The following is a 12,694-nucleotide window of genomic DNA, read 5'->3' as shown; positions in this document are numbered from 1 at the left end:
TTCCTTCTTGCCGGCGACGTGGTCGTGCACCTTCAAGAGAAACGCGATGCCGGACTCGTACCCCGGCATCGTCGGGTCTTCGTCGGGCACGCCGAGCAACGTCCCCTGCTGGCAGCCGAGCGCGAGGAACACCGCCCGATAGCCGCGCGCGAACAGATCGTCGATGCTGAAATCGTGACCCAGCGACTTGTTGAAGAGGAAGCGGCCGCCCAACGTGGTGATGATGTCGGATTCGGCGCGCAACACGTCCTTAGGTAGCCGGTAGCTGGGGATGCCGATGGCCGCCATGCCGCCTGCCTCGTTCATCGCCTCCAAGACATCGACGCGGAAGCCGCGCAGCAGCAGATGATAGGCGCAGGCCACGCCGGCGGGGCCGGCGCCGACCACGGCGACGCGCATGTCGGGGCCGAGCGATTGCGCCGCCATGCCGCGCGTGAACTGCAGCGCATGCTCGCCCGCCTGCTGCTCGGACACATAGCGTTTCAGCGTCTTGATGCCGACCGCTTTGTCGACGAGGTTGCGCCGGCACGCCATTTCGCAGAACCGCACGCAGACGCGGCCGCAGGTGGCCGCCATCGGATATTTCTGCAGGATCACGCCGAGCGAATGCTCGGGCTTGCCGTCGCGGATGTAGTCGATGTATCGCGGTACATTGATCTTCGACGGACAGGCCTCGATGCAAGGCGCCGTCATGTAGGTCATGCCGTTCTGATTCGGCGCATGTCCCGCGGCCAGTTCCGCCTCGATGATGTCGCGGAAATGCGTCAGCGCCGCGATCAGCGCTCGCGCGCAACTCTGGCCGAGCCCGCACAACGACGTCTCCGCCATCTGGTGGGCCATCTGTTCGACTCCGTCGAGATCACGCGGGCCTGACTTGCCTTCGCGCATCGCGCCGAGCGAGTCGCGCACCAGCAGCGTGCACATGCGACAGGGAGTGCATTTGCCGCAGGATTGGCTCGCCGCCTCCTGCATATAACGCCAGAACGCGTCAATCAGATTGACCTTCGAGTCGAAAACGAAGAATCCGCGATCGCCGAAAAACGCGCGAATGGCGTTGCCGTCGTTGAATTCATCGAACCCGCGCAGACCGGGAATCGAGGCCGCTTCTCCAGCCGCCCTGCCCCGACTGTCGTGCACGTCGCCGTCCCAGAATCCATAAGCAACTTCTGTCATTTACGGCCCAGCCTTCCCACGACTACGCCCGACAGGTACAAGCCCTTACGGGAGCCGCATTGTTTCAAATCAATTGCCATAGCGAGCGCATCCAGCCCCCCAAACCGTCAAATCCCGGAGCCTTCGCGAAATCCGGAGATCATGGCTCCGCGCCGCGACCAATTGCCGCGCATGTCTTCGCCGCCAAGCGCATGACGAAAAGACCGCAAATCCCGCTCACACATGCGCTGTGCGACCGGCGGCGACGCAGGGCTTTCGTGGCTCCAACATCCACGGGCGCCGTCTTTGTCAGCCCTGGCCTCAGCTATGCGTCGCCGCGGTCCGCGTCTGATAGTGCGGCGAACAGCCCCATTCATTCCAACCGACCCGCCGTCCGATCGAGCCGATACGCGCCTCCAGACAGCCGCGGCAATCCGTGCGCTCCTCTTCGATGCACGGCTTGTTGTCATAGAGTTGATAATTCTTGCGCACCTCGCGCGGCGAAATATTCGGCATGATGATGTTGCAACCGTAGGAAAGGCCGCGTTCGCGGCCGTCCTCGAACAGGGTCTGCAATGCGGTGGAGGCGGCGATATTGACGTCGCGCAGCGCCAGACGGGCGACCGCCAGCATATTGAGCGACAGTTGCATCAACGGCCCCCTTTCCATCATGCCTTCGTCGACCATGTCGGCGCCGAGCGAGGTGATATAGGGGCCCATGCCGAGCATATCGATGTCATATCGGGCATAGAAACGGATGTCGGCGCAGAGGTCGGCCAGCGTCTGGTCCGGCAGGCCGATCATGCCGCCCGTGCCGACTTGCATCCCGGCGGCGCGAATGTCGTCCAGAGCGCGCAAACGGGACTGATAAGATTTTTCCATGCGGTCGCGCGCCGGATGCAGTCTCGCAAACAGGTCGGGATTGGAGGTCTCCATGCGCATCAGATAGCGCACGCCGCCATGCTCTCCCGCCGCTTCGCGCCACCGCCGGTACGTGCTCAAGTCCTGTTCGCCCAGCGACAGGGTGATGCTCAGTCCGTGCGGCAGCGTTTCCGACACCGACTTCCTCCGGATCTCGCGAATGCACTCCTCGACGAAGCGAATGAATTTCTCGTCGCGCCTTTCCCCCGATTGCAGACAGATCGAGCCGTAGTTGTTTTCGGCCGCCCAGAGCGCGCTCTCGACGATCTGCTGCTTCGACAGGACATAGCGGGGCACGGATCTGTTTGACTTGCGGATGCCGCAATAGCGCCAGTTGAGCCGGCAGATGTTGGAGAACTCGATGATGCCGCGGTAATGCACCTTGTCGCCGAGCAGTCGGGTCGTCAGATCGTAGGATGCGCGACGCAGCGCCTCGCAATCCGCAGGATCAGTGAGCCCGAGCAGATAGACGATGTCGGCGTCCGAAAAGGCTTCCCGCCGCAGCACGCTTTGCAGACGCGAAGGGGCCTGCAACGGCGCGTTGAGGAAACCCGGAATCGCTGCGCAGCCCTGCGAGACTCCGACGCGGTCAGAGCAGGCCGTGCAGCCAGCGGGGCCGCAACCGTCGGACGAAAGCGTCGATGACGCTTGGCTGCCGATCAAAATCGTGTCCAAGGACCTCACCTCGATGTGTTCCTGGCGAAGAAACAAACCTGAACGTCACGCTTCCGCCGGCGCCTTGCGCATGGCCGCCTCATAGGCTCGATACGCTTCGGGGAACGGCTCCAGAGACCGCTCGAGAACCCCCTGCACGACCGAGATCGACAGGCCGTAATTGGTCATCGGAACGCCCTGCTGCTCGGCGCGATAGAGCCATGACAGCATATGCTTGCGCGTCACCATGCAGGCGCCGCACTGGATGATGAGCTTGTATTTGGAGAGATCCTCGGGAAAATGTTTTCCGCCGCTGAAGTCGACGCTGAGCTCTCCGCCGGCGAACTGACGCAGCCAGCGCGGAATCTTCACCCGCCCGATGTCGTCGCAGATCAGATCGTGCGTGCAGGCTTCCGCCACCAGCACATGGTCCCTCGGGCGCAACTGATGCAGCATGGCCGCGCCTTCGGCCAGGCGCACAAGGTCGGCCTTCAACCGCGCCATCACGATCGAGAACGTGGTGAGCGGAATTTCCGGCGGCGTATCGGCAGCCGCCTTCAGCACGATTTGAGAGTCGCAGATCACCAAAGAAGGCGGCCGACGGCTGTTTTCCAACGCGCGGATCAACTCGCGCTCCTTCACCACGATGCAATCAGCGTCAGCGTCGAGGATTTCGCGGATCGCCTGCACCTGTGGCGGGATCAGGCGACCCTTCGGCGCGCCGAGATCAATCGGAACGACCAGCACGACCAAACCGCCGGCCGGAACCAGATCGGCGACCAGCGGCGGTTCGAAGAACCGGTCCTCCGGCGCAATCCGGATCAACGACTCGCGCACCGCATCGAGGTTGCGTCCCGTCTTGACGGAGATTCCGACCGCCTCGCCTCCATCGCCAAGCAGCGCGCGCGCTTCGTCTAACGAAGGTTCGCCGCGGTCGGATTTGTTGAACACGCAAAGGATAGGGGTCTTGAGCGCCTGCAAGCTGGCGATCAATTTGCGTTCGAACGAACCCAAGCCTGTCTCGTCGCAGAGCACGAGGGCAAAGTCGACGCGTTCGAGGACCTCCTGAGTCTTGGCCGAGCGCAAAACGCCGAGGGCGCCGACATCGTCGACGCCCGCCGTGTCGACGAGCACGACCGGCCCAAGAGGCGGCATTTCGATGGCCTTTTCCACTGGGTCGGTCGTGGTGCCCGCGACCTCGGAAACGATCGACAACGGGAAGCCGAGCAGCGCGTTCATCAGGCTGGACTTGCCGACGTTGCGCCGGCCGAACAGACCGATATGCATTCGCAGGCTCTTGGGCGTAGCGAGCATGTCTAACGCCTCTCGTTGCGCGGACGCGGCGAAGCGTAGCCCAATTGCGTCATTGCCGCCGGCGAGAGACGCCGATCGAGTTCGACATCGTCGATCAGCCCCGTCTCGCGCACCAGTTCCCTGACCGTCCGACGCGTGCTGCGCGCCGCCGCGGCGACCCGGGTCGCTTCCTCGTAACCGAGCGCGGGAACCAACGCCGTGACGATCGCCCAGGACGTCTCGACCTGCCGCGCGGCTTCCGCCGCATTGATCTCAATCACAGCGATACAGCGGTCGGTGAAGGCCGCGTTGGCGGCGATCAGCGACGACAGACCCTCCAGCAGCGATTGGGCGACGAGCGGCAGAAACGCGTTAAGCTCCAATTGGCCCGCCTGACAAGCCTGCGTAATGGCCGCGTCATGGCCGATCATCGCCATTGCCGCCTGCCCCACCGTCTCGCAAATGACCGGATTGATCTTGCCGGGCATCACGGAGGAGCCCGCCTGAACGGGCGCGAGCGCAATTTCGTTCAAGCCCGCGCACGGACCCGACGCCAACAAGCGGATATCGGAAGAAATCTTGTAAAGATTGACGGCATGGGCTTTCAGAATGCCGGACACTTCGACGAACACGTCGGCGTTCTGCGTCGCGTCGAGCAGATTTTCCGCGCGCGACAGATTGAGCCGGGTGACTTCGCGTAGCTCGCCGACGACCCGGAAAATATAGTCGCGCGGCGCGGCGACGCCGGTGCCGATCGCCGTGCCGCCGAGATTGACGACGCGCAGCCGCTCCTTGCACTTGAACACGCGCCAGCGGTCGCGCGCGATCGCCTCCGCCCAGGCGCCGAAAGTGGCGCCGAACGTCGTGGGGCACGCGTCCTGCAACTGCGTGCGCCCCATTTTCAGGATGCCTGCGAACGCCGATTCCTTCGCCTGCAACGCGAGTTGAAGCCTGGCGATCTCAGCCTCGAGGCGGTCGAGGAGTCTCAGCGCGGCGACCTTCACCGCAGTTGGAAACACATCGTTGGTCGATTGATTGAGATTGACGTGATCGATGGGATGAATGCGCGTGTATTCGCCCTTGCCAAACCCGAGCCGCTCGGCCGCTCGGTTGGCGATAACCTCGTTGACGTTCATGTTGAGCGACGTGCCGGCGCCGCCCTGCAGCCCATCGACGCAGATCCATTCGTGCAGCAAACCGCGCGACACTTCCTGAGCCGCTTCGCAGATGGCGCCCGTCGCCTCCGCATCGAGCTCGCCCAAACCGCGATTGGTCAGGGCCGCCGCCTCTTTGACCGCCGCCATCGCCTTGATCAGCTCGGGATGGCAGGGGCGGCCGAGAACAGCGAAATTTTCCAGCGCCCGCGCCGTATGGATTCCATAATAGGCGTCGGCGGGAACCTGCAGCTCCCCGATGAGGTCATGTTCGACGCGAAAGGCTTTGTCTCCAACCACGTGATGTCCGCCGCCCGGCTTTTCAGGACGGAGCTTTAAGAGTCCCGCGCCCTGACGGCGCAGGGCGAGCCGTCGCGGGCTCCTGTCCACGACGCGCCTTTTTCAGGTCCCGGCCGCGGCGTCTAGTAATAGATGTCGCGCTTGCCGTTTTGGATGTTCTTCAGTTCCTTGATCGTCTGCCTTCGGATCGCGGCGGAGGGAATTTCCGTCACATGTTTTTCGATGGTCTTTTCGCCAATCGCCCTCGTTTCCGGCGAGGCGTAGTCCATCAGATATTCCTTGAATGTCAGAATGGCGTTGGGCTCGCAGGTCTTCTGAATCCGTCCGCTCTTGGCCAGCTCCATGAAACGGTCGCCAGTGCGGCCGGTGCGATAGCAGGCGGTGCAGTAGCTCGGGATATAGCCAGCCTCGCAAATGTGGCGCAGAATTTCGTCCGGCGTGCGGTTGTCATGCACCTGGAATTGCGGCGTGTTGTCCGGCGCCGGCGGACGCTTGCCTTCCGTGAAGGCGTCAAGCTTGGCCTTGTAGCCGCCGACGCCGACGCAGGAGCCGGCGCTCATCTGCGAAATGCCGAGATCGATGATCTCGTCGCGGAACTCCGAGTCTTCTCGCGTGGAGATGATCATGCCGGTATAGGGCACCGCCAGACGCAGCACGGCGATGATTGTCTTGAACTGTTCGTCGTTGACCATGTGCGGGAAGGTCGCCAGATCGACGCCGGTCGCGGCGCGCAAGCGAGGGAACGAGATGGTGTGCGGCCCCACGCCGAACTTTTCCTCGAGATGCCGCACGAGCATCATCTGCGCCACGACCTCGAAGCGATAGTCGTAGAGCCCATAGAGCACGCCCGTGCCGACGTCGTCGATGCCGCCCTCCATCGCGCGATCGAGCGCCGTGGTGTGCCAATCGTAATTGTGCTTGGGCCCCTTGCGATGCATCTTGGCGTAGGTTTCGCGCTGGAACGTCTCCTGAAACAGCACGTAGGTGCCGGTTCCGGCTTCCTTCAGCTTGCGATAGTCCTCCACCGTGGTGGCGGCGATCTGCACGTTGATGCGGCGGATTTCGCCCTTGTTGTCCTGCGTCTCATAGATCGTCTTCATCGCCTCGAGCACATACTCGATCGGCGTGTTGACCGGATCTTCGCCCATGTCGAGCATCAGGCGCTTGTGGCCCAGTTTCTCGAGCGCCTTCACCTCTTCACGGATCTCATCCATGGTCAGGCGCTTGCGCACCGCGTCGCTGCCCTTGTGATACCCGCAATAGGCGCAATCATTGATGCAATAGCTACTCAGATAAAGCGGGGCGAACAGAACCAACCGCCGGCCATAGATGTTCTGTTTGATCGCCAGAGCCGTGTCGAAGAGCTTTTGGGACAGTGTCTTGTCCTCAAGCTGGATCAAGGCCGCGACTTCGCTGAGATCGAGGCCTTTGGCCGCGGCCGCCCTGTCGATCATTGTCTCGATCTCATCGCGCGGCGTTGCGGCCGTCTCGGCCAGCAATCGATGAATCAGCGGTTCGTCGATGAAATCTGTCTTGTCGGGCCTCACAACCGCTTCTCCGGCTCACTCGCAATGGACGCTATTGGCGCGCATCTGTCACCCTCGGGCATTATGTCGAAGGCGCCGGCGCGATCAGCAAGGCGTCTCACGCCGACCCGCGGAACCAGCCTGCCGCGCGGGCGGCGTACGTGGATCGGCATCGAGCCGCGACAGACCTCGTCATTTCCCGCGATCCCGATGGCGGCAATCGCCGACGAGCTGCGTCCGGCGTAATCATCGAACGATTTCACGGTCCCAGTGAAAAGCCAAAGCGTCAAATCGTCGCGTCGAGGTGGAGCGACCCCCGCCAGAAACAATGGTCGAGTGCTTTCCGCTTGGGTGAAGGGCTCTCGGCCGCCGGCCCTTCGCGACTTCGGGACGAGGCCCGGGGCCGGGGGTCGAAAGCCCCGAAGGAGGAAACCGAGGGGGCGAAGGGTGCTATATGGCGGGGCGCGACCTATGCAGATCTTAGCCTTGCGGACCGTCCACGATCCCGGCCATGACCGCGAGCACGTGCAGCGCAAGGTCTCCGCTTGCCCGGTGGGGGCGGCCGTCGAGGATCGCGCGCACCCATGTCGGCCAATCCGAGGGGCGCATTGCCGATCGGCGCGGCCGCTCTTGTGCCGCACGCCCGGGATTTCTCCCGCGGGCGTTCGCTTGCTATCTTCGGTTGACGGCCGAGCGCTTGCTCGTCAACCGCCGTCCAGCAGGGAGTAGCCATGTCGTCGATCGGCGCCAAGTTGGTTGAGAGCCTACGTTCCGTTGAGCGGCCAGGGGATTTCTGCGTCGGCGGAATTCGAGAGGTCTTCATGCCCGCGATCGATGTCGATGGGGTTGGCAGGATCGCTTTTCCGATCTTGCCCGCCCAAGCCGAGAGGCTCGTGGCCATCGCCGAGGCGGCCCCGTATGGCCGGGGGGAGGAGACTTTGGTCGATCGCAAAGTCCGGAGAACCTGGCAGGTCGAATCCGCCAGGGTCCGGATCGGAGGGCGTCACTGGGAGAAGACCCTGGGTGAACTCGTCGACAGCGTGGCCCTCGGACTCGGCGTGAGCGGAGCGATTGCAGCCGACCTCTACAAGCTTCTTGTCTACGACGCCGGCAGCTTCTTTGTCGACCACCGAGACACCGAGAAGGTCCCCGGCATGTTTGCAACGATGCTGCTCGTGCTGCCCTCGACCCATGGGGGCGGCGAACTGGTGGTAAAGCACGCCGGCCGGGAGGTGGCGCTCGACCTGCATCCGGAGGACCCGTCGGAGATCGCCTTTGCCGGCTTCTATGCCGACTGCGTGCACGAAGTGCGGCCTGTGACGACGGGATTTCGCCTGACCCTCGTCTATAATTTGCGCTTCGTCGACAAAAGCCGCCCGCCGAGCCCGCTGAAGGCGCCCGATTATCGCAGCGTTGAGCTGCGGGTGGCGGAGACGCTGCGGAACTGGGCGAGTGCGGAGGACGAGCCGGATAAGCTGATCCTGCCCCTGGAGCATGCCTACACGCCGGCGGAGCTGTCGTTCGGCGCGCTCAAAGGCGCCGATGCGGGCGTAGCGTCCGTGCTGGTCAATGCCGCCGCGGAGGCGGATTGCGATTTCCATCTCGCCCTGGTGTCGATCGAGGAAAGCGGCAGCGCCGAGCACACCGCCTATTACGGTTACGGTCGTCGCGGTTCGAGTCGAGACGAGGCGGAGGAAGACTTCCGGGTCTCCGAGGTGTTCGACCGGGCGCTGATCCTCTCCGAGTGGCGGCGTCCAGATGGCGGCGAGGCCGGGTTCGACGATTTTCCATTTTCCGAGGACGAACTGTGCCCGCCCGACGCCTTCGACGATCTGGCGCCCGACGAGGAGCATTTTCACGAGGCGACGGGCAACGAAGGCGCGTCGTTCGAGCGCACCTATCGTCGCGCCGGCTTCGTGTTGTGGCCCGCCGCGCGCAGGCTCGCGGTGCTCAATCAGGCCGGACTCCGCACGACGCTGCCGTACCTCGAAAATCTGACGGCGCGCTGGGAGGCGGACGGCGCGTCGATCGAATCGTCGTTGTGGCGTGACGCCGATGAGCTTTCGGGGCGCATGCTGCGCTCCTGGCCGCGCTCGTCCTGGCCGCGCTCGTCCTGGCGGTCGGACGACGATGCCGAAGCCGGCAAAATGCTCGATTTGCAGGTCCGACTGGGGAATGTGAAGCGCATCGAGGAGTTTCTCGCCGAAATCTCCGCCGAAGGCCGTTACGCCGCGGCCGACAATGGAGCGATCGTGCGGGCTGCCGCCCTGCTTCCGCCCGCGCGCGCAACCGAGCTCATGGTCAGGATTGTCGGGCGTAACGCCCCGGCCCATCTCAGCGCCTGCGGCGATTTGCTGCTGCGCTCCGTCGCGGCGCCGACGGGCGCTTTGGGCGATCTTGCGCGGATCGGCGCCACCTTGATAGACGCCATGCCGGGGGACCCGACCAAGCGGGAGAAGGTCGACGAATGGACGCGGCCAGCGTCGGTGAAGCCTGGCTTCGTCGTCGATCTCTTGACGGCCACGAGCCGGATCGATGCGGGGCTCGCGGCGCGCGCGATCGAGCGCCTGTTGGCTTGGCCGAAGACATACGGGCCGGACGACGTGCTGACGCCCGCCGCTCTCGCGCTCGTAAAGCTCCCGGAGAGCAAGTCCTGGCCGGCGGCGGCGCGGCTGCGGCAGGCGTCTCTCGACCATTTGCAGAGGCGCATCGCCCTGCCGCTGGAGGCGCCGCGAGGACTGGACCAGGGACAACCCGCTCGATTGCCCATGCGCCGACTGCCGTGCGCTCGGCGTCTTCCTGGTTCAGCCGGATCAACAGCAGTGGCGGCTGAAGGCGGCCCAGGATCGACGGACCCATGTCGAGCAAAACGTGCGGCGCGCGGCGTGCGACCTCGATCTCACGACCGAAAGGCGGGGCAGCCCCCACGTGCTTGTCGCCATCAAGAATCAGGCCAGCTACCAGCGGCGCGCAAAGCAGCGCCGTCTGGATCTCGAGCATGTAGCGGCGCTGGGCGGATGAGACAGCGCCGACCGGAACAGCGAGACCGAGCGTGGCATGAGCCGGACGAACAAGGTTCACCTTGCCGATCGTGTCGCCAGGGCCGCTGAAGCGGCGCTTGCCGCCAAGAGCTTTGTGAGCGCCATAGACATCCTGGTCGGGATCGGGTGGCTTGATCCTGGAGCCCTGGAGCGCTGGCGGCGCGGGCAGATCGATTGCCTGGAGGGAGCCGTCCAGGCCAATCTGTCGCGGGTCTCCGAAGCGATGCGGCTATTCCGGTCCTGGGCGACCGCGAAAGGGTTGTTCGCAAGTCCGACGGAGTATGTCGCGCGGACGCCGCGCCGCGAGACGCTGCGCTTCAGCCGAAGCGGAAACGCCGCAATCGAGGCGTCGTATCGCACGCACTGGGTGTCGCCGGAGCTGTCCGAGAAGAAGCGTGAGCGCCTTGCGGAGAAGGCGAGCCCCGCCCCGGAACTGGTGGTTGTCCAACCCCTGAACAGGGAGTGGCAATGCCATCGGTGCGGCAACGCCGGCGATTTCCTGATGATGGAGGATCCCGGTCCGGCGTGCCTGCGCTGCGTCGGCCTCGATGATCTTGAGTATCTGCCGTCGCGCGACGCGCTGCTCACGCGGCGCGCGAAAGCCAAGAGCGCCCGCTATGCGGTCGTGGTGCGCTTCAGCAGGACCCGCGGCCGCTACGAGCGAAAGGGCCTGCTGGTCGAGCCGCGGGCCTTGGCAGATGCGCAGTGACCGCGCGTCCGCTAGGCTTCGCCTCGACCTGAACCAGGCCGCTCCCTTGAAATAACCGCGTTCGTTCTGTTCCCTGCGGCGGTGAAGGCCGACCCCGGCGGTGAGGTCCATCCATCAGAGGCCAAAGGATTTGGGTATGCGTTTGATCATCGCGCTGATTTTGCCGTGGCTGACGTTCTTCACCATAGGCCGCCCTCTCTCGGGCCTCGTCTGCCTGATTCTCCAGATCACATTGATCGGCTGGCTTCCCGCGGCGATCTGGGCGGTCTACGCCCTCAGCCAATACAAGACCGACCAGAAGATCGACAGGGCCCTGCGGCAGCAGGCAAGGGGGAGTTGACCGCGGGCCGCGTGGCTCACTTGGGCCGTAGTCACACTCTTCAATCGGCTGGCTGGGAGGGTTCGGGAATGTTTGCTTGGATCGCCAGGCGTCGGGGAGCCGCCGAGCGGGCCGAGAAGGACGCGATCGCGCTGATCGCCGAGCAGGGCGCCGGCGCCTTCGACGAGGCTCGACGCCGAGAACGAGATGCCTCAGACGCCGAAGAGTCCATGCGATGGCGTCGTGCGGAGGTCGCGATCGCGCGTCAGACTGGACGTCGGGTTGGACTGGACGCGGCCAGGCGGAGGATGTTCGACGGCGACCGACGAATGCGGCGCGCGAGTTTGGCTTCCACGCTGTTAGGCGATCTCGGTCGACTTAGGCGAGAAGCTCGCGCCCGAGATGTCGCTCCACGGGAGCGCTCCCATGCCGGTCGAGCACGCGCATCCGGACGCCGTGGGGCGGGCATGCCCTGTTTATGCTGCGGTGGAACAACACGGTTCTGGCGCTTCTGGCGTCGGCCCGCACTTCACGAATGACGTTGTCTGAACGGTCGAGAAATTGCACCCGGTACTGCATCGGTCGCCTCGTCGAGAGAAAGGAAATCGGTGGCACCTGAAGGGGATTCGCAACCCCGTCCATGAATGGGTACAGCCTTGAACCTGCTGAAGGAATGCGCCAACTCGCCGCGCGCCAAGTCGCCGCGCCGGCTGGACAGCCGCTCCACGGCGGCGCGACGCGCGGCTGGGACTTGTGCCTACGCCTTCCCGCCCTTGATCACCCGCAGGCGCTGGCCGATCGGCGCCGGCGCATCCGGAGTCCCTCTTGCGTGCTGATTGACAGCCAAGGAGGGCCAAGTCACCACCGACCTCTTTGGCTGGCGGCCATTCTTCTCGTCCCGTCCTGGCATCCTGCCCAGAAGTGCACAAGGCCGGCCGCGCCGCAAGCCAATTGCTCGCCGACCTCGCCGACCGCGAGCATGACCGTGCCGATCACTACCGACGCCGAATGGCTTCAGTGATCGGCGATCCCGCCGTGGATCGCGGGTTCGACCGAGAGGAATTCTTTGCGCACCAGGATTCGCCTTTCCGCCGGAGGATAACCGGTCGTCGCAAATTGCGAAATTCTCGGTGCGCAATGCTGGTCGGCCGGGAGACTAGAACCGCTTGACGATTGATCTTCCTGACCCCGGCACGTTGCTTTACGCACCGGCCGCTTGGCGACGCCGCTGGCGGCTGGCACGGACGTGCCCATATTTGTCCCAATGGACAGTGCTGCATGCGGTACAAGTTTGGCGCATCCTTCCTATCGCGGTCCGGAAGGGGCGCGGCGCTTACGGGCAGCGGCCTGAAAAGAGTCTACTGCGGGAGGTACGCACATGGACGTGCCGAACACGGACTTCACACTTGCAGGGACCCTCGAAGAAGTGAAGACGAAGGGCAGGATCGTGGTCCATGGCGCCCATCGCCCGATCCTGGTCGTCTATGACCGCGTGCGCGTCTTCGCCGTCGACAACCGTTGCCCGCACATGGGCTTCCCGCTCGACCGGGGCAGCGTCGAGGACGGGATCCTGACCTGTCATTGGCACCACGCCCGCTTCGACCTCGGAAGCGGCTGCACCTTCG

Annotated in this window: 10 protein-coding genes; 4 read left to right on the top strand and 6 right to left on the bottom strand. The window is 64.3% G+C overall.

What is annotated here, in order from left to right; genetic code table 11:
- The 6 genes from ACLP25_RS00345 to ACLP25_RS00320 all read right to left on the bottom strand — a co-directional run.
- Window positions 1-1,173 (bottom strand): FAD-dependent oxidoreductase (locus ACLP25_RS00345; protein ID WP_442467263.1); only part of this gene is annotated, 1,173 nt, incomplete at its 3' end.
- Window positions 1,174-1,473: 300 nt separating this feature from the next.
- Entirely contained in the window at window positions 1,474-2,748 is a 1,275-nt protein-coding gene (gene hydE, locus ACLP25_RS00340; RefSeq protein ID WP_442467262.1) for a [FeFe] hydrogenase H-cluster radical SAM maturase HydE, read from the bottom strand.
- A 45-nt stretch (window positions 2,749-2,793) separates the two neighbouring features.
- On the bottom strand, window positions 2,794-4,041 hold the full coding sequence (gene hydF, locus ACLP25_RS00335) for a [FeFe] hydrogenase H-cluster maturation GTPase HydF (protein ID WP_442467261.1): 1,248 nt from the start codon (window positions 4,039-4,041) through the stop codon (window positions 2,794-2,796).
- Window positions 4,042-4,043: 2 nt separating this feature from the next.
- Window positions 4,044-5,474, bottom strand: coding sequence for an aspartate ammonia-lyase (locus tag ACLP25_RS00330; protein WP_442467260.1), 1,431 nt, complete (start codon window positions 5,472-5,474; stop codon window positions 4,044-4,046).
- A gap of 122 nt (window positions 5,475-5,596) precedes the next feature.
- Complete coding sequence (gene hydG / locus ACLP25_RS00325) at window positions 5,597-7,021, bottom strand: [FeFe] hydrogenase H-cluster radical SAM maturase HydG (protein ID WP_442467259.1); 1,425 nt, start codon at window positions 7,019-7,021, stop codon at window positions 5,597-5,599.
- Between the two features lie 459 nt (window positions 7,022-7,480).
- Window positions 7,481-7,609 (bottom strand): hypothetical protein, encoded by a 129-nt coding sequence (locus tag ACLP25_RS00320; protein WP_442467264.1) that lies wholly within the window; start codon window positions 7,607-7,609, stop codon window positions 7,481-7,483.
- Between the two features lie 122 nt (window positions 7,610-7,731).
- Here ACLP25_RS00320 and ACLP25_RS00315 point away from each other — a divergent pair, with 122 nt between their 5' ends.
- From ACLP25_RS00315 to ACLP25_RS00300, 4 genes are all read left to right on the top strand, one after another.
- A complete protein-coding gene (locus tag ACLP25_RS00315) occupies window positions 7,732-10,110 on the top strand; it encodes a 2OG-Fe(II) oxygenase (protein WP_442467258.1) in 2,379 nt (792 codons plus the stop codon).
- Entirely contained in the window at window positions 10,058-10,750 is a 693-nt protein-coding gene (locus ACLP25_RS00310; protein WP_442467257.1) for a hypothetical protein, read from the top strand. The genes ACLP25_RS00315 and ACLP25_RS00310 overlap by 53 nt, the downstream gene beginning before the upstream one ends.
- A gap of 136 nt (window positions 10,751-10,886) precedes the next feature.
- Entirely contained in the window at window positions 10,887-11,090 is a 204-nt protein-coding gene (locus ACLP25_RS00305) for a YqaE/Pmp3 family membrane protein (RefSeq protein ID WP_442467256.1), read from the top strand.
- A 1,357-nt stretch (window positions 11,091-12,447) separates the two neighbouring features.
- On the top strand, window positions 12,448-12,694 hold a 247-nt coding region (locus ACLP25_RS00300; protein ID WP_442467255.1), incomplete at its 3' end, for a Rieske (2Fe-2S) protein.

Source organism: Roseiarcus sp., assembly GCF_052145395.1.
GTDB lineage: Bacteria > Pseudomonadota > Alphaproteobacteria > Rhizobiales > Beijerinckiaceae > Roseiarcus.
This window is presented reverse-complemented; position numbering and strand designations above follow the sequence as displayed.

Excerpts from the sequence above, each read along its gene's own strand:
- hydF (WP_442467261.1), bottom strand. The coding sequence starts at position 4,041 with ATGCTCGCTACGCCCAAGAGCCTGCGAATGCATATCGGTCTGTTCGGC.
- ACLP25_RS00320 (WP_442467264.1), bottom strand. The coding sequence starts at position 7,609 with ATGCGCCCCTCGGATTGGCCGACATGGGTGCGCGCGATCCTCGACGGC.
- ACLP25_RS00315 (WP_442467258.1), top strand. The coding sequence starts at position 7,732 with ATGTCGTCGATCGGCGCCAAGTTGGTTGAGAGCCTACGTTCCGTTGAG.
- ACLP25_RS00310 (WP_442467257.1), top strand. The coding sequence starts at position 10,058 with ATGAGCCGGACGAACAAGGTTCACCTTGCCGATCGTGTCGCCAGGGCC.
- ACLP25_RS00305 (WP_442467256.1), top strand. The coding sequence starts at position 10,887 with ATGCGTTTGATCATCGCGCTGATTTTGCCGTGGCTGACGTTCTTCACC.